We start from the raw sequence: 17,252 nt of genomic DNA, 5'->3' as shown, positions 1-17,252 counted from the left end.
TTGTGGCGAGGGAGCTTGCTCCCGCTGGGCTGCGAAGCGGCCCCAAAGCATGCCCCCGAGTTCTGTCTGGAGAAATGTGATTGCCTGATTGGGGCTGCTGCGCAGCCCAGCGGGAGCAAGCTCCCTCGCCACAGATTTACCCGAGCCTTAAGGCTGCTTTCTGCCTGCCATATGCTTCAAATACCCCACCAGCAGATCCAGGTCCGCATCCGGCAACACGCTGGTGGCAAACGCCGGCATCTTCGCCTGTGGCCAGTGCCGCATGCTTTGCGGATCGCGGATGTAGCGCTTGAGGAAATCCCCGGCAAAATATTCAGTGGGGTTGTAAGGAATATTCAGGTCCGGCCCCACCTGCGCATCGCCGGCCCCGTTCAGGCGATGACATGCCAGGCAGTTCTTCTGGAACAGTGCGAACCCCTGATTCACCGGGTCATTCGCCGCCAGTTTCGGATCCGGCAACAACGCCGGGAAGCGCTCCGCCACCGTCTTCAACTGCTTGATCCCGGAAATCTGAAACGGCCATTGCTCAGGGCTGATATGCCCGGCTTGTGGATCGGTCCACACCAGATAAAACGGCCCGGCACTGGGCTTGCCGTCTGCCAGTGGCGGCCACGGATGCGCCGGATCTTCCACCGCCAGCCAGGCCCGCGCGCCGCTTTTTGATAGCAGCGGTGCCGCCGTCAGTTCCGCGGCAAAGCCGTCGAGGGCCACCGCCTGCAGATGATTTTCCGGCGTGATGCCCGGCAACAGTGCTGCCAGCGGCACTGCGCGATACGTCATGTTGCGCTTGTAGGAAACGTCATCAACGATCTGCACCGTCTGCACATCCGGACGCTTGAGCAGTTCGGTGGTTTCCCAGGTTTTGCTGGCGTGATCCAGCTCGACGGTCAATTTCGCGGCGTGCGCCGGCAAGGCCAGCAGCAGGATCAGGAGGACGATGATCTGTTTCAAGAAAGGGCCACATATCGGAAAAGGCGGTGGAACTCACGATACCGCAAAATCACAAAATATCGGCGCGCAAAACGGCAGCTCCTGACGGGATCGCTATACGCAATATCCCGAAAGGCGCTGCCAAAGGCTGCGATCCTGGCGTGGAGTGTGAGAGGTCACCCAATGACCTTGGTGAGGTTGGGCAAGATCAGAATCAGGGTGGTGGCGAACAGAATAAGTCCCGCCTGACGTACTTTCGAATGCTTGAACATGGCTGACTGCCTTTTGTTGTTATTCCTGAGCGTCAAATGCGTGCCGGTCGATTCAACTATGACGGTGCTACATGACTCTTTTCTTACAGTTCCTACAGTTCCTACAGTTCCTACAGTTCCTACAGGTGCTCCAGCAAAACCCGGCAGCAACCTTTAACTTCTCTTACAGATTCAACCTTAGAGCCCTCGTTCTACATGGCTTAGATCCATTTCATCTCATCAACTTAATAAAACTTATTAAAAAGGCATGAGGCCAATTGCCAGCCAGACGCCAGCCCTACGGCTAGACAGCTAAAACGATTAATCAGCCGATTCCCGTAGCCTCCTACCGTTCGTCTGAGCGTGAGCGTCAAGGTCAATGAGCGGTTCGGTCATTGAATCCGGCGCCCTGGCGCCTAAGGTAAGGACACGATTCGTTGCATAGTGATTCGAGGACGTCATGACCCAAGCTTTGATCTTTGATGCGATACGCACGCCCCGGGGCAAAGGCAAGGCGGATGGCGCCCTGCACAGCGTCAAGCCGGTGAACCTGGTGGCCGGTTTGCTGACGGCACTGCAACAGCGCACCGACCTCGACACCCGGCAAGTGGATGACATCGTCCTGGGCTGTGTCACACCGATTGGCGACCAGGGCGCCGACATCGCCAAGACCGCCGCGTTGGTGGCGGACTGGGATATCAGCGTCGCCGGGGTGCAGATCAACCGGTTTTGCGCCTCGGGCCTGGAAGCCGTGAACCTCGGCGCGATGAAAGTGCGCTCCGGCTTTGAAGACCTCGTGGTGGTGGGCGGCGTCGAGTCCATGTCCCGAGTGCCCATGGGCAGTGACGGCGGCGCCTGGGTGCTCGACCCGCAAACCAATATGCACAGCCACTTCACCCCGCAAGGCATCGGTGCCGACCTGATCGCCACCCTGGAAGGCTTCACCCGCCAGGACGTCGACGCCTTTGCCCTGCACTCACAGCAGAAAGCGGCGCGGGCCAGATCAGACGGTTCCTTCAATAAGTCGCTGATCGCCGTGCAGGACCAAAATGGCATTGTGCTGCTGGATCAGGACGAATTCATCCGTGCCGACTCCACCCTCGAAGGCCTGGGCAAACTCAAGCCCAGCTTCGAAATGATGGGCCAGATGGGCTTCGACGCCACGGCGTTGCGGGTCTACAGCCACGTCGAACGCATCAATCACGTGCACACACCGGGCAACAGTTCCGGGATCGTCGATGGCGCGGCGCTGATGCTGATCGGTTCTGAAGCAAAAGGTCGCGAACTCGGCCTGCAACCCCGGGCGCGGATCGTCGCCACCGCTGTCACCAGTACCGACCCCACCATCATGTTGACCGGCCCGGCACCGGCAACCCGCAAGGCACTGGCCAAGGCGGGTTTGCGGGTTGAAGACATCGACCTGTTCGAGGTCAACGAAGCGTTTGCGTCGGTGGTGCTCAAGTTCATCAAGGACATGGGCATCGACGCCGCCCGGGTCAACGTCAACGGTGGCTCCATCGCCATGGGCCACCCGCTGGGCGCCACGGGCTGCGCGATTCTCGGCACCTTGCTCGATGAGCTGGAGGTGCGCCAGCAGCGTTATGGCCTGGCCACCCTGTGTGTCGGCGGCGGCATGGGTATCGCCACTATCATCGAACGCCTCTGAGCCTAAGGAATCAGTCATGACCGATGCCATTCGTTACGAAAAGGGCCAGGACCAGATTGTGGTGCTGACCATCGACATGCCCGGCCAGAGCGCCAACACCATGAACGGGGTGTACCGCGAGGCCATGGCGGCCACCGTCGCCCGCCTGGACGCCGAGAAGGATTCGATTGCGGGCGTGATCATCACCTCGGCGAAGAAGACCTTCTTTGCCGGCGGCGACCTTAATGAACTGATCAAGGTCGACAAGCCCCACGCCAAGGATTTCTACGACAGCGTGCTGGTGCTGAAGGCGCAACTGCGCACCCTGGAAACCCTCGGCAAACCGGTAGTGGCCGCGATCAACGGCGCAGCGCTGGGCGGTGGCTGGGAGATCTGCCTGGCGTGCCAGCACCGTGTGGCGCTGGACCACAAGTCGGTACAGATTGGCCTGCCGGAAGTCACCCTCGGGCTTTTGCCGGGTGGCGGCGGTGTGGTGCGCATGGTGCGGATGCTGGGCCTGGAAAAAGCCTTGCCCTACTTGCTGGAAGGCAAAAAGATTACGCCGCAGCAGGCGCTGCAAGCCGGGTTGATTGATGAGCTGGCGGCAGACCGTGACGAGCTGCTGGCCAAGTCCCGGGCGTGGATTCTGGCCAACCCCGAGGCGAAACAGCGCTGGGACATCAAGGGCTATCAGATCCCGGGTGGTACGCCGTCCAACCCGAAAGTCGCGCAAATGCTTGCCATTGCGCCATCGATCCTGCGCGCCAAAACCAACGGCTGCTTCCCGGCCCCGGAGAAAATCCTCTGCGCCGCCGTGGAAGGTGCCCAGGTGGATTTCGACACCGCGCACTTGATCGAGACCCGCTACTTCACCGAGCTGGTCACCGGGCAAGTGGCGAAAAACATGATTGGCACCTTCTGGTTCCAGCTCAATGAAATCAATGCCGGCAGTTCGCGGCCCCAGGGCTTTGCGCCGTATGTGACACGCAAGGTCGGCGTGCTCGGCGCCGGGATGATGGGCGCGGGCATTGCCTACGTCAGCGCTTCGGCGGGCATTGAGGTGGTGCTCAAGGACGTCAGCCAGGCGGCGGCAGAGAAGGGCAAGGCCCACTCGGCCACGTTGCTGGACAAGAAGGTCGGGCGTGGGCAATTGACCGCCGAACAGCGGGAAACCATCCTCGCGCGGATTGTTCCTACCGAATCCGACGCCGATCTTGCCGGCTGCGACCTGATCATCGAAGCCGTCTTCGAGGATCGGGAACTCAAGGCCAAGGTCTCGGCGGCCGCGCAAAGCGTGGTGGGTGCCGAAGCGGTGATCGCCTCCAACACCTCCACCTTGCCCATCAGCGGGTTAGCCACCGCCGTTCCAGACCAGGGCAAGTTTATCGGCCTGCATTTCTTCAGCCCGGTGGACAAAATGCCCCTGGTGGAAATCATCAAGGGCGCCCGCACCAGCGACGAAACCCTGGCGCGGGGATTCGACTTCGTACTGCAAATCAAGAAAACCCCGATCGTGGTCAACGACAGCCGCGGCTTCTTCACTTCAAGGGTGTTCGGCACCTTCACCAATGAAGGTATCGCCATGCTCGGCGAAGGCGTGGCCGCACCGATGATCGAGACCGAGGCGCGCAAGGCCGGGATGCCGGTGGGGCCGCTGGCGGTCTCTGACGAAGTTTCCCTCAGCCTGATGAGCCATATCCGTCAACAGACGGCCAAGGACCTACAGGCCGAGGGCAAGCCGTTACCGCAGCACCCGGCGTTTGCCGTGATCGACCTGTTGCTCATTGAATACAAGCGCCCGGGCAAGGCGGCGGGTGGCGGTTTCTACGAGTACCCGGCGGGCGGGCAGAAACACCTGTGGCCGGAGCTGAAAAGCCGCTTCGAAAAGCCCGGCCAACAGATCTCGCCGCAAGACGTGCGCGACCGTTTGCTGTTCATCCAGGCCATCGAAACCGTGCGCTGTGTGGAGGAGGGCGTGCTGATGTCGACGGCGGATGCCAACGTCGGCTCGATCTTCGGTATCGGCTTCGCCGCCTGGAGCGGCGGGGCGCTGCAATTCATCAACCAGTACGGCCTGAACGATTTCGTCGCCCGCGCCCGCTACCTGGCCGAGCAATATGGTGAGCGCTTCACGCCGCCGGCGCTGCTGTTGGAGAAAGCTGCACAGAACGCGACCTTCTGACGCTTTTGGGCATGTGCGGGGCTTGCCTTGAAAGGGTATTTCAAGGCAGGCTCTGGGGGTGTTCATTATTCCCATCGCCGTGTCAGGTATTTTTTATGTCGTTACGCGTGTGCATCCTGGAAACCGATATCCTGCGTCCTGGGCTGATCGATCAGTACCAAGGGTACGGGCAGATGTTCAAGCGCCTGTTCTCCAAACAGCCGATTGCCGCCGAGTTCGTCATCTATAACGTGGTGCAGGGTGAATACCCGGCGGATGAAGAAGTGTTCGACGCGTACCTGGTGACGGGCAGCAAGGCCGACTCCTTTGGCACCGATCCGTGGATCCAGACCCTCAAGACCTACCTGCTGGACCGCCATGCCCGCGGCGACAAGCTGATCGGCATCTGCTTCGGCCACCAGTTGCTGGCGCTGCTGTTGGGTGGCAAGACCGAGCGGGCGACCAAGGGCTGGGGCATGGGCATCCATGACTACAAACTGAACGCCAAGGCACCGTGGATGAGCCCGGTGGTGGAAGAACTGACGCTGTTGATCAGCCACCAGGATCAGGTCACCACCTTGCCGGAAAACGCCACCGTGATCGCCTCCAGCGAGTTCTGCCCGTTTGCGGCGTATCATATTGAAGACCAGGTGCTGTGCTTCCAGGGCCACCCGGAATTTATCCACGACTATTCCCGCGAGTTGCTGGAGATTCTTCAGACAACGCTGGGGGAGAAGGTCTACACCAACGGTGTGGCCAGCCTGGAGCGAGACCATCACGGCGTTACCGTGGCGGAATGGATGATGCGGTTTGTGGCGCACAAACCAAAAGCAGGAGCGGCCTGAAACCGTCCAGGGCAAGAAGCACGGTCTTCAAGGCAAAGCAGATTAATGTAGGAGCTGGCTTGCCTGCGATAGCATCACCTTGGTGTAACTGACAAACCGAGGTGCCTGCATCGCAGGCAAGCCAGCTCCCACACTTTTGATCTTCAGCAAATTGAGCTGGGTTTGTTACAGCCAGCCTGAACGCTTGAAGCTGGCCCACAAACTTGTACACCCCACCGCAATAAACCCCAGCACCGCGAAATACCCATAGTGCCATTGCAGCTCCGGCATGTTCTGGAAGTTCATCCCGTAAATCCCGGCCACCGCCGTCGGGAACGCCAGAATCGCTGCCCACGCGGCAAACTTGCGTTGCACCACGCTTTGGCGCGAGGCTTCCAGCAACACCCCAATCTCGATGGTCTGGCTGGCGATATCCCGCAAGGTGGTCAGGTCTTCCATCTGCCGGGTGACGTGAATCTGCACATCGCGAAAGTACGGACGCATGTTCTTGTCGATAAACGGGAAGCTCAGTTTCTGCAATTCCTGACTGATCTCCACCATCGGTGCCACATAGCGCTTCAGTCGCAGCACATCGCGGCGCAGGCCGTGGAGCTTCTGGATATCCGCTTCACTCAGGGAGTTGCACAACACGTTGCGCTCCAGTTCATCGACCTCGGCATGAATCGCCTCGCTCACCGGCTGGTAGTTCTCGGTAACAAAATCCAGCAGCGCATAGAGTACGAAATCTTCCCCATGCTCCAGCAACAGCGGCCGCGCCTCACAGCGCTGGCGCACATAGCCGTAGGATGCCGAGTGGCCGTTGCGGGCGGTGATGATGTAGCCGTTGCCGGCAAAGATATGGGTTTCGATAAACTCCAGCTTGCCGTTATCGCGCACCGGTGAGTAGGTCACGATAAACAGCGCGTCGCCGAAGGTTTCAAGCTTGGGCCGGCTGTGTTTTTCCAGGGCGTCTTCGATGGCCAGTTCGTGCAGGTTGAACTGGCGCTGCAGGTTGGCCAGTTCCAGCGCGCTGGGCTCCTCCAGGCCGATCCACACAAAGTGGTCAGGCTTGGCGGCCCACGCGGCGCCTTCGTCGAGGGTGATATCAGTGACTTTCTTTCCGGCGCTATAGACGGCGGCCGCAACAACTCTACCCATAGTGCTGATCGCTTCTTCTTGAATGGCAGATGACAACTGTCAGGCAGCTTAGCTGCCCTGCCCAATCAGAGTCAGCAAATTCGGCGGGGTTCAGCCGTGATTGCAGGTGTGGTTTGCAGCTCGCGGTCCATCGCCTCGATGCAGTCGCGCATTTGCTCGCGACAGGTCTGCATTAACAGCGGCATGTCATCCATCGTCAGCCCCTTCGTAGGAATCGGCGGCAACGAGCGAATCAGAATATCGCCACTGTTCCAGCGATTGAGCTTCATCTGCTTCACATAGGTGCTGACACACACCTGCACAATCGGCACGCCTGCGGCGATCGCCATCTGGAACGCGCCTTTCTTGAACGGCAGCAGGGTTTCACCGAAGTTGCGCGTGCCTTCCGGGAACACCCAGATCGAGGTGTCGGCATGCGCCAAGGTGTGGGTGGTGGTCAGCATCGAACGCCGCGCCTTGTGCGCATTGCCCCGGTCGATCAACACATTGCCCGCCAGCCAGAACAACTGTCCGAACAACGGCACCCACTTCAGGCTCTTCTTGCCGATACACACCGTGCGGTACGGCACCACGGTGCCGAACACAAACAGGTCGTAGTTGGATTGATGGTTGGCGATGATCACGCAACTGCTGGGCTTGTTACGCAGCGAGTCGACATCGGCCTTCACTCGCAGGCGCAATAGCCACATCGCCGGCACCGCATACAGGCGCGCGCAGTAACGGCTGTTGTCCGGATTGAACGGCCGACAGATCCCCAGCAGCACGCCCAGTACGCCCGCAATCATAAAATGCAGGCCCATCAACAACATGCGTAACAAAAAAAGCATCGACACAGCCCATCGGGACAAAAGGTCGCGCAGTGTACGGATGTGCACTGTATTCGGCAATTGCCCCTATAGAGTCAGAAGATAGGCGATGTTTAAGCGCATGTTTCAACATGCTGTGACAGACACTGTCTAGAGCGGTTGTAGGCAAACCGGAATTCTTTGTAAGAAAAAGCCCGACTCAAGGTCGGGCTTCGATTCAGCAGGCGTAGGTTTGATTAACCCAAGTGCCCCTGATCCTGAATGATCGCGTCATCCAGGGCTTCCAGCAGCGCCTTACGCACCTTCAGCTTGGTGTGCTTGTGGGCGTTCATATTGATCTTCTTCAGTTGGCGAGCGGCTTCCAGCGCTGCGGCCTGCAACTCTTCCGGCGCGACCACCTTATCCAGGAACCCGGCGCTCAACGCGTCCTGCGGGTTAAACATCTCGGCATTGATCACCGATCGGTGGAAGGCCGACTTGCGCAGACGATCCCGCGCCAGCTCGATCCCGGCGTGGTGCATGGTCATGCCGATCATCACTTCATTCAGACCAATGCTGAACGGTCCGTCTACACCGATCCGGTAATCCGCCGACAACAGCAGGAATGCCCCCTTGGCCACCGCGTGCCCGGGGCACGCCACGATCACCGGGAACGGGTGCGACAACAGGCGGCGGGCGAGGGTCGAACCCGACGTCACCAGGCTCACCGCTTCTTTAGGGCCGGCGGTCATCACCTTCAAATCATAGCCACCGGACAAAATCCCCGGCGTGCCCGTGATGATCACCACCGCCCGATCCTTCTCGGCCTGATCCAGCGCTTGATTAAACGCACTGACCACTGCCGGCGAAATGGCATTCACCTTGCCGTTGCTCAGGGTCAGGGTCGCGATACCGTCTTCGAGGTGGTAGGCAATCAACTCACTCATGACGTGATTCCTTGTAATGCTTGTAATAGAAGGACAGACGGCAGACGTTACCCACCGCGCCCGCCCTGGTAAAGCGCCATGACTGACTACCCAGTCAGACTTTTCCCCCATGCCCACCCGCAGGCGGCCTTCGGCAAGGCGCAGCAGCTACTATAGACAAGCGCCGAGAGTGCCCGAGAATGGCAGGATCGCCTTGGTGTGCATGGCGCCGCAGAGGGCTGGAACGGCATAACCGCCTAAGCGCATGAAAATTCTGAAAAAAACCTTTGCCATCGGAAAAGCTTTCGACTACATTAGCGCGCCTCGACAGACTGAATCAGTTTGACGAGATACGGTGAAGTGTCCGAGTGGCTTAAGGAGCACGCCTGGAAAGTGTGTATACAAGAAATTGTATCGAGAGTTCGAATCTCTCCTTCACCGCCAAATTTGAAACGACTAAACCCCTGAAAACGTTAAAGTTTTCAGGGGTTTTGTGTTTTTAGAGGGTCAAAAAAGGCCCATATGGGAACATCCATGGGAATAGGGCTCTCCGTCCTATCCCTTCAGAGTCCTGCTGCAGTGCGCAATCTCTGGTTGTTCGGACAGCGTCTTATCACATTGCGACTGATCGCAAGCTTGAACCCGTATTCTCCTCTGGCGCGTCTTTCCTAGCTTAACCATAGAATGCCGGCTTTCACCCGATCGAAGACCCTCAGTGATAACACGGGAAACATCGTAGATAGCGAGTGCTTGCTTTTATATCGAACTCGATATAGTATTGTCGTACTGGAGTGAACCAGTCGCATAAATCCATATTTCCGGAAGCGGCGCACCCAGTTCAATCTTACTTATAGGGGTTTTCAAATGGCATACGCATATTTCCCAAATCATCTGAGGCGACCGAGGAGGTCAAATGAAGCGGCAAAAATCGAAGGGTATCGTGTGGGTAGGTAGTAGTTTGGAAGACCTTCGGGACTTCCCTAAATCAGCAATGCAACGAGCAGGCTACCAGTTGGAAGGTCTGCAAGAAGGCGATGAGCCGGACGACTGGAAGCCAATGAAGTCTGTTGGCCCGGGTGTGCAAGAGATCCGGATTAAGTGCGAAGACGGGGCTTTTCGCGTGTTTTATGTGGCGAACCGGGCGGATGCGATCTATGTGTTGCATGCCTTCCGAAAAACCACTCAAAAGACGGAAAAGCGCGATATTGACCTGGCTAAGGACAGGTTCAATTCGCTGGGATGATCGCAGGGCGGGGCGTGGCAGGCACCTCTTCACCGTTTAGGTGAAGGGGTAGGCTGCTAACTGTGACCCCACTCAGTGTAATTAATGAACCGAATCGAACTGAAGTACCACTAACTAAAGTAATACATAATTCCTAGTGAGGAAAAAACTATGGCAAACGAACGCGCTACCAGTGTCTGGGATGCGTTGGTTGACACGCCAGAAGAAGCCGAAAACCTGCGCATCCGTTCTAAGCTGATGCGAGCAATTACCCGGGTTGTAAAATCCTGGGATGTATCGCAAACAGAGGCCGCTCGCCGGCTGCACATCACTCAGCCACGGCTGAATGATTTGCTGAAAGGGAAAATTGACAAATATTCTCTAGATGCACTCGTTAACCTGTTGGCCAATGCCGACCTGCAAATTGAAATTCGTGTAAACAGTAAGGTAGCCGCCTAGGTTTCAGCGGCGTGTCAAGCAAGCGAAGGGGGTTGACCTTTATAGGGTCAGCCCTTTTTTTGTGTTCCTTCATTCGAACCCCGTTTTACGGGGCTTCTTCTCCACCTGGCGGCTGAATGCCCAGGGCGTGCTGCAGCATGCCGATGACGTCCGGGCCGTCCTCGTTGATCCACATGCCATAGTGCTGGCGGATCATGTTTGCGCTGGTGTGGCCCATCTGTTCCGCGATCCAGTCAACCGAAGCCACGCCGGTGGTGAGCAACTGGCTGGCGTAGGTGTGTCGGCACTGGCCAGGACCGCGATAACGAACGCCGGCCGCTTTCAAGTGCGCTTTGAAGAACCTGTCCCTCACGACAAAGTCGCTGACGTGCGGCAGGCCGCTCTTGGTGTTCAGGAATACGAAGTGCAGCTTGTGCTTGCGGATCGTCTTGTTGTCCCGCTCGACGACATCCACTGTATCCACGGTCTTGAGCTGGTTGATGGCGTCCAGCTTGCGCAGGGCATCCCACGCAGGCTCCAGCAGACGCACCTTGCGCGTAGAGCGCCGGGTTTTCGTCACGCGATAGGCCCCCCGCACCTTGGATCGACGAAACGTCACTGTCCCTTGTTTCAGATCGACATCCTCCCAGGCCAGGGCAATGGTCTCCGACACCCGTGGGCCTGCCCAAATCATGAACTGCACCATCAGCAGCTCCTGGGTGCGGCTGGTGTGCGTTTCGAGGATCTGCTTAATCTCCGCTCTGGTAAACGGGTCCGGAGCCTCGGGATCGGGAAGGCGGACGAATAGTCCCTCGGTTGGGTCATGCGCGACTTTCTTCCGAGTGCGGTATAGCCGAAACACTTGGCGCACATTGCTGATGATGTCGCGGATGGTCTTGTTCTTGAGCCGCTTCGACAGCGGACCCTGAATCCACTCTTGCAGGTCCAGGTGGTCAATCTGATCGATCTGAATGTCACCCCAGCGTGGCCGTACATGGACCTCTGCCTTGTTCTTGTACCCACGGAAAGAGGTGGCGGCCACGCTGTTGCTCTTGATGGTCAGCCACAGGTCCAGGTAATGCCCGAAACTGTTCTCGGCCAGCTTGGTCGATTCTGGAAAATGCCGTCGGTAATCGAAGGTGCCGGCCTGTATCTCGTATTCGATCACCGTGACCAAGCGCTTTGCATGATCCCGGTTGGCCGATGTATTGCCGCCGGGCACCAGCTCCCGGCACAGCTCGCCATTGAAACGAAAATAGACTCGTACCGAATTGCCACGGGCCTCTACGCCATCTGCCATAAGCGTCCCCACGCGATGTATTGAAAGATTCTGCCAACAGGAAGAAAAAAGGCCCGTCGCCGGGCCTGATGTATTGCGGTTTTAGTGTTGCCGATCACTGCTGGCGAAGTAACCAGAACAGTCCGGCACTTTTTCTAGGTGCCGGTGTGGCCCTGGATTGGGCTTCCTCTGCCCGACGCTTGGCGTTGAGGGCCTGGCGTGCTTTGCTGCACTTCTGGTGGTTGCCGTGGGCACGGGATCTATTGCATTGATCGCAGACGCCAGTCAGATCGAGGTTCCAGGGGAAGGATTTGCCGTTGTTCATGGAACCTCCGTCATAGGCGAAATGATTGATGAATGAACGTCGGCCGGGACACATGGTCAGCGGGCTGCGCGGCATCGGCTTGGATTTCACAGACGAATCGATGCCGTTCCCGATTAGGTGCAGTCAGCGCCTTGGTCAGGCTTGGCACGACATCGGAGCATTGCTCGTTGGCGTAAGGGCCGCTCCAGCTATCAGCCTTCACCACTTGGCAATCTGTGCGGGTCGCATCCGTGCACAGGTAAAGCAGCAGGAAAACAGTCATGACCGTTGCTCCAGCTTCGCCACGCGTGCGGACTCGTATTCGCTCGCCAGGATCTCCACCGCGCCGCCAATCCACCCGCAGGATGGCTTCCCAGCTGCTACCTTGGCCAGGTGTTCGGCCTCATTGATCTGAAAGCCCAGGTGAAAGTAGGCGATGCCATCAAGTTCAAACTTGATACCGCCACACAACCACAGGTTGCCGGTATTAATGCCGAGTCGATCCCAATAGTCGCTGCTGCTCAGCCGTTTTGGGCAATGCTCCTTCCATAGAGCGACAAGACGCTCATGCTCTGCCCGAATGGCTGCTCGATCATCCTTTGGTATGCCTTTTCCAGGCTTGGCAGCAGCGCGCAGTGTCCGATAGCCGTGGTCATCAGGACGGCACCAGTGCACATCCAGCTCGGCACCACCGCTGATTTTCACGCCGCCTGCGAAGTGGGAGTCGACATCACGCATTGGTGCGACCTTACCGCCGAAATGTTCGCCCAGCGCGGTCAGTAGAGCGCTGAAAGCATCCTTCATGACGTAAAAGCTCCGAACAATATCGACGGTCGCAGGCTCGCAGGACTTGTAGAAGAAGTCAGCCATGATCACTGCCCTCCCATGAGCATGCGTGTCAGTGCGTTGGGCTGACCTTCGGCGGTGAGCTTACTGAGTGGTTGAATGCTCCGGCCGTGGCGTGACTCGACAATGGCGACCTGGCCATCAATCGCCTTGATGGTGCCCTTGCGCGCACTGAATTCGATACTGCGTTCCATGGTCCTGGCGACGACATAGGAAACGGTATCGCCGATTTTAAAGGTGTTCGTGCTAGCCTCTACGGCGCCGCTGCTTTGGGTCTGTGCTTGCATGGTGCTGCTCCTTGGTAGTGGTAGGTGTCGGGGAGTTGGCGCTCCTCGACACCATCTTTCAGGCCGGGTTGGCCTGGTCTTGCTCAATGATCTTTATGACTTCGTCCCGGTCTTTCGCGTAAGCGAAGGGCAGTTCGCCCCCTGGGCGAGTGATGGGGTATCGCGACTCTGGCAACCGGCACAATGCGACGGTGTAGCCGCTGTCGGTCACCCAGCAGTTCTGCTGGGCCTGCCCGTCCCTGTTGCGTTTCGGAGCCCATTTCATGCCCATGTCCCTATCAGCTCTTCCCAGATGGCATCGCCGTCGGGGAGGTACGTGTGCACCTCTTGCTCTGGCGAGTAGTCCAGTTGCAGCACCGCCAGGCAGTCGTCGAACAGTGCGGTGTCGAGGCCGCGCAGGCTGGTTAGCACGAAGGGATAGTCGCGGCCGTTGTAGAGCCCGAGCAGGAAGCGACCGATCACGGCGCTCTGGCCTGTATCGCGCTGGGCGACAGGGACCAGACGGTTAAGTGCCTCGATACCGGATTTACGGATGGCGGGGCGCTTGGCTTCGAACTCTTGCAACTGCTGAAACCAGTTGGGTTGCGGTTGTTGGGCAGGCGTATTCATGCGGGTTCTCCTTTCGAAGGCCGGATCAATAAGGAATGGTGTCGAGGAAGGCGATGTCGTGAATCACCTTCCTGGCATCAAGCTGGACGTCCTGCGGGATCGCGAGAAGAGAGCAAAGCAGGTCGATCAGAGCGAGCATTTGCGCGCAGTTGAGTGCGGTGCGCGTGTTTAGGCTTGGTCCGTATTTGTGCATTAGCTGCCCCTGGTAGCTGGGCAAAAAAACTTTAATGGTGCTGGAAATCCAGTCTTCTGCCTGAGCCACCTTGATACCGAATGCACTTGCCTCGTCTGCGTTGAGGTCGCCGATAGCCTCGGGCCGGACTCTGGGCGTATGGGCGTCGGCAGCTGAAAGATCGACCGTAACCATTCGACTGCGGACCGCATCGCTGCACTCCACCGGCTGGTTTGAGGTAATCAAGAGAGCGCCCTTGAACGTCTCGACCTGGAATTGATCGTTTCCCGCTTGGATGAAGGCGCCCGCGCTATAAAGTGGTTTCAATTCATCCCAATCAATGGACTGTTCTGACTCACTGTGGTCCTCGCAAATGACGATCCGCTGCCCTGCGCTGGCAAATGTGCGCGCTCTCCCGGCCGGAGTGGCATGAGCCAGTGAATGGGAGTAAGGCGTTTGCCCGTTCAACTTTTGGAGGTAGTCCAAAAGCAGAGTCTTTCCGCTACCAGCTGCACCAACGATGTGGAGGAACGGAAAGCTGGTTTGGTCCTGGCGGATTCGGGCTGCATGCACAGCCCCCATCCACCAGGCCATAGCCAGTACCCCACGCGCGCCGAAGTAGGCGACAAAGTTGTTAAAGCGAATGGCTGATTTGAGTTCGTTTTGCATGGTGCTGCTCCTGTTGTTGCGGTGGTTACACGCCCTGGAATACCCAGCAGCGAATGGTTTTTCCTGCGTTGAACGCGTCTGTTTGGCGGGCAGAGTTGACGGCTTTGTTCGACTCCAGAAATTTGGGTGACTTGCTGGTCTTGAGCAGGCGTTTCAGGTCGCTCAGTTGGGGCACCTGCTGGCGTTTGTTGGCCGCCATCTCCACGAATTCGTTGAGGTTCACGGCGATCAGGCCATCCCGGCGCGCATGGTTCAGCGCGCCTTTCTCGTCCATGCCATTGAGGAATTCATACAGGTCCCAGAACTCGCGCACGGTTGGGTGGTCGGCGTTGATTGCCTGCTGCCGCTCCAAGGCCATACGGCTGATTTCGGCGTGTGCCAGAGCCTTGCGGCGCTCGCCGAGCGGCACGACTCCAGCCAGTGCATCCACCAGGCTGCGCAGTTGGGCGTGGTTTTTGGCGATACGCACGGTGCGCACGCCAGGCTGGGCCAGCAGTTCCTGCTCGTAGCCGGAGGTGTTTTCTTCCATCAGGCGCATGGTTTCGGTTTCACGTTGCAGCGCCTTGACCAGGAAGCCGCTGATGCTGTCCATCGGCATGCGCTCCAGCTGCTCCGCGTACTGCTTGGTTTCCGGCGTGTGGTGCTCGCGTGTCAGATGCACATGGCAGATACGCTGCAGGATCGGTTCCGAAGCGTTTACCGGGTTGTTCTGAGCGATCAGCAGGGCGGCGCGGAAGGGCGGTTCGTGGGTGTCGTTGCCGTTGTTTTTCACGCCCGTGGAGCGAACGCTGCGGCCGTTGTAGGCGGTTTTCAGTTCGTCCCAGTCGAAGTGCTTAACCGGCTGGCCTTCCTTCTGTTCACGCTCGGACTCGATCAGCACTACCGGCAAGTTGCTGACCTGCGAGAAGTTGCGTGCGCGGCTTGCGGCGGTTGCTTTGGACGGGTCGAAGCCTTCGTAATCAGTCCGCCCGACCGACTTCCACAGCAGCTCCACCAGGGTGGTCTTGCCTGAGCCGGCTTCACCCACCAGCTCCAGGAACATCAGTGACTTGTGGATCTGGCGGATTTGCTCTGCGTGCAACGCACCCAGCCACCAGGCCAACACCACCAGGCCCTGTACGCCAAAGCATCGCCAGTAGATGTCGAACCAACCCTCGTTGTAGTCATTGAGGTCGGTATTGATGTGCAACACCGGTGACTGGCTCTGTGACTTAATGCTCAGCTTGCCGAGGTCAAAGAAGTCTTCCTTGTTGCGCACCTGCACCTTGCCGCCGTGAAAGGCCAGGTCGTTGAAGACGTAGGCGCCATGGTCGCGGCTGTAGCCGATCCATTCGATGGTGTTGACGGTTTTCAGGCAATCGAGCTGCGGCGCCAGGATCCGTTTCAACTGCTGCGCGCTACCCTCGAACATCGCGCCGTTGGAGACGTTGAGCAGCCGATTCGCGAACTCAGGCGCCGAAGTGAGCTGCTTGGCAGTGAATGTGCTTTTGATGGCCGGCCCTTGCGGGCGCTCAATACGGAAGTAGTACCAGGCCTCGTCGGTCAGGTCGTTGCGCATGTAGTACAGCGCCTGGAAATTGCAGTTGGCGATGCTGGTCACTGAGCCGGATTGGCGCAGTGCCTTGTAACGCTTTTGTTCGTTGTTGAGCAGTTGGTCCTCATGGCGGTCTGAACTCTCCAGATCGGCCATAGCGCGGTCGTACTTATCAAGGTCCAGCCGAAACCAGTACAGGCGTTTGCGAAAGGTGAAGTTGAATTCCTTGCGCTCGTCGCGCAGGTAGATCAGGAAACCCTTTTCTTCAGCCGAGTCAGCCAGCAGCAAATCGCCATGGTGACGGGCTTCGTCCAGGTCCTGCTCGATCCGCTCGGCGCGCTTGTCGTCGCCCTCAATCGGCTTCCACCTTAGGTGCAGGTCGTTCCAATCAACCTTTTTGCCATTGGGCTGTGGGATCACCGCGGCCTTGCAGGTGAAGCCCAGGTCGCGCGCTTCCTTCGCCCAGCGGCGCATGTTTGCTTTGGCGACAGGCTCGTTGTCGAGTGCCCACACCAGCAGCGGCAAGCGCTTGTCAGCGTCGTGGCGCAGCTTGGCCAGGGCCTTGAGTGAGTCGATGGGGCAGGGAGCGCTGGACATCATCGACACAGCCGACACGTCGTTATGCAGCAGCGCGATAGCGTCGAAGATGCCCTCTGTGATCCAGAGTTCGTCGACCTCCTGCAGGTCCACGCTCGGCGGGCACCACCAGACGCCTTTGTAGCCGGGTGAGCCTTCGCCGGTGGGGCGGAAGCGCGCTTTCATCTTGCCGAAGCGGTCTGGCCGATCTATCAGGCGCTCCCAGTACCCACCTTTCTCCAGGGCGAAACGTACCGTGGCGCTGCCGATGTCCTGCCGGCCGTCCCAGTAGTTGTCCTGGGTGAACCAACCGGCGATCAATTCAAATTTGAAGCCCCGCGCAAACTCCAGATAGGCGCGCGCAGTGGCAAGCGGGTTGTCTGGCGTCGACGGAGCGGTTTTGCTCCAGTCGTTGAACAAGTCGTCGTAAACGTCCTTCACATGGACGCGGTGGTCGCACTTTTCCGGCCGTCCGCAGATCAGTGTCCAGGGCGAGTTGTAGAAGGTGTAGAGGGTCTTCTGGCCGCAGGCAGGGCAAACACCCTTACGCATATAGTCGGTGCCGCGCATGTGCTTGAGCTGGTAGTCCCGCTCAATGCGTTGGATGACGTCGGCGCGCAGCCTTTCTTTCATTTC

At 58.5% G+C, this 17,252-nt stretch carries 17 protein-coding genes and 1 tRNA gene; 6 read left to right on the top strand and 12 right to left on the bottom strand.

The window, feature by feature from the left end; all coding sequences use genetic code 11:
* Positions 1-147: 147 nt before the first annotated feature.
* On the bottom strand, positions 148-951 hold the full coding sequence (locus HX805_RS09220) for a cytochrome c (RefSeq protein WP_177041404.1): 804 nt from the start codon (positions 949-951) through the stop codon (positions 148-150).
* Between the two features lie 690 nt (positions 952-1,641).
* Between HX805_RS09220 and HX805_RS09215 the strand changes: the two genes are divergently transcribed.
* The 3 genes from HX805_RS09215 to HX805_RS09205 all read left to right on the top strand — a co-directional run bounded on the left by HX805_RS09215 (position 1,642) and on the right by HX805_RS09205 (position 5,832).
* Positions 1,642-2,847, top strand: coding sequence for an acetyl-CoA C-acetyltransferase (locus tag HX805_RS09215; RefSeq protein ID WP_008434901.1), 1,206 nt, complete (start codon positions 1,642-1,644; stop codon positions 2,845-2,847).
* Positions 2,848-2,863: 16 nt separating this feature from the next.
* On the top strand, positions 2,864-5,008 hold the full coding sequence (locus HX805_RS09210) for a 3-hydroxyacyl-CoA dehydrogenase NAD-binding domain-containing protein (protein WP_177081035.1): 2,145 nt from the start codon (positions 2,864-2,866) through the stop codon (positions 5,006-5,008).
* 95 nt (positions 5,009-5,103) lie between these two features.
* Positions 5,104-5,832 carry an amidotransferase gene (locus tag HX805_RS09205; RefSeq protein ID WP_087692757.1) on the top strand — a complete coding sequence of 243 codons (729 nt, stop codon included), beginning with the start codon at positions 5,104-5,106 and terminating at the stop codon, positions 5,830-5,832.
* Between the two features lie 165 nt (positions 5,833-5,997).
* Here the strand turns inward: HX805_RS09205 and HX805_RS09200 are convergent, their stop codons facing one another.
* The 3 genes from HX805_RS09200 to HX805_RS09190 form a co-directional block, all read right to left on the bottom strand.
* On the bottom strand, positions 5,998-6,969 hold the full coding sequence (locus HX805_RS09200) for a magnesium and cobalt transport protein CorA (protein ID WP_004371189.1): 972 nt from the start codon (positions 6,967-6,969) through the stop codon (positions 5,998-6,000).
* A gap of 71 nt (positions 6,970-7,040) precedes the next feature.
* Entirely contained in the window at positions 7,041-7,796 is a 756-nt protein-coding gene (locus tag HX805_RS09195) for a 1-acyl-sn-glycerol-3-phosphate acyltransferase (RefSeq protein ID WP_177027707.1), read from the bottom strand.
* 215 nt (positions 7,797-8,011) lie between these two features.
* On the bottom strand, positions 8,012-8,701 hold the full coding sequence (locus HX805_RS09190) for a crotonase/enoyl-CoA hydratase family protein (RefSeq protein ID WP_004371187.1): 690 nt from the start codon (positions 8,699-8,701) through the stop codon (positions 8,012-8,014).
* Between the two features lie 333 nt (positions 8,702-9,034).
* Between HX805_RS09190 and HX805_RS09185 the strand changes: the two genes are divergently transcribed.
* The 3 genes from HX805_RS09185 (at position 9,035) to HX805_RS09175 (ending at position 10,361) form a co-directional block, all read left to right on the top strand.
* Positions 9,035-9,124 (top strand) — tRNA-Ser (locus HX805_RS09185).
* A 469-nt stretch (positions 9,125-9,593) separates the two neighbouring features.
* The gene (locus HX805_RS09180) at positions 9,594-9,923 is read left to right on the top strand and encodes a type II toxin-antitoxin system RelE/ParE family toxin (protein WP_177116808.1); all 330 of its coding nucleotides are present in this window, start codon (positions 9,594-9,596) and stop codon (positions 9,921-9,923) included.
* 150 nt (positions 9,924-10,073) lie between these two features.
* Positions 10,074-10,361, top strand: coding sequence for a helix-turn-helix domain-containing protein (locus HX805_RS09175; protein ID WP_177116807.1), 288 nt, complete (start codon positions 10,074-10,076; stop codon positions 10,359-10,361).
* 85 nt (positions 10,362-10,446) lie between these two features.
* Here HX805_RS09175 and HX805_RS09170 read toward each other — a convergent pair whose 3' ends face one another.
* The 8 genes from HX805_RS09170 to HX805_RS09135 form a co-directional block, all read right to left on the bottom strand.
* Positions 10,447-11,640, bottom strand: coding sequence for an Arm DNA-binding domain-containing protein (locus HX805_RS09170; protein WP_177116806.1), 1,194 nt, complete (start codon positions 11,638-11,640; stop codon positions 10,447-10,449).
* Positions 11,641-11,954: 314 nt separating this feature from the next.
* Positions 11,955-12,206 carry a hypothetical protein gene (locus tag HX805_RS09165; protein ID WP_177116805.1) on the bottom strand — a complete coding sequence of 84 codons (252 nt, stop codon included), beginning with the start codon at positions 12,204-12,206 and terminating at the stop codon, positions 11,955-11,957.
* Positions 12,203-12,793 (bottom strand): hypothetical protein, encoded by a 591-nt coding sequence (locus HX805_RS09160; RefSeq protein WP_177116804.1) that lies wholly within the window; start codon positions 12,791-12,793, stop codon positions 12,203-12,205. The genes HX805_RS09165 and HX805_RS09160 overlap by 4 nt, the downstream gene beginning before the upstream one ends.
* Positions 12,794-12,795: 2 nt before the next feature.
* Positions 12,796-13,056 (bottom strand): hypothetical protein, encoded by a 261-nt coding sequence (locus HX805_RS09155; RefSeq protein WP_177116803.1) that lies wholly within the window; start codon positions 13,054-13,056, stop codon positions 12,796-12,798.
* 58 nt (positions 13,057-13,114) lie between these two features.
* The gene (locus HX805_RS09150) at positions 13,115-13,321 is read right to left on the bottom strand and encodes a hypothetical protein (RefSeq protein ID WP_177116802.1); all 207 of its coding nucleotides are present in this window, start codon (positions 13,319-13,321) and stop codon (positions 13,115-13,117) included.
* The gene (locus tag HX805_RS09145; RefSeq protein ID WP_177116801.1) at positions 13,318-13,665 is read right to left on the bottom strand and encodes a hypothetical protein; all 348 of its coding nucleotides are present in this window, start codon (positions 13,663-13,665) and stop codon (positions 13,318-13,320) included. The genes HX805_RS09150 and HX805_RS09145 overlap by 4 nt, the downstream gene beginning before the upstream one ends.
* Before the next feature lie 25 nt (positions 13,666-13,690).
* On the bottom strand, positions 13,691-14,506 hold the full coding sequence (locus tag HX805_RS09140; protein WP_177116800.1) for a hypothetical protein: 816 nt from the start codon (positions 14,504-14,506) through the stop codon (positions 13,691-13,693).
* A gap of 25 nt (positions 14,507-14,531) precedes the next feature.
* The gene (locus tag HX805_RS09135; protein ID WP_177116799.1) at positions 14,532-17,249 is read right to left on the bottom strand and encodes a toprim domain-containing protein; all 2,718 of its coding nucleotides are present in this window, start codon (positions 17,247-17,249) and stop codon (positions 14,532-14,534) included.
* Positions 17,250-17,252: the final 3 nt, after the last annotated feature.

This window comes from Pseudomonas sp. G5001 (genome assembly GCF_013385475.1).
Lineage (GTDB): Bacteria > Pseudomonadota > Gammaproteobacteria > Pseudomonadales > Pseudomonadaceae > Aquipseudomonas.
Note: the sequence above shows the minus strand (reverse complement) of the source record. Positions and strands in the feature narration are given on the sequence as shown.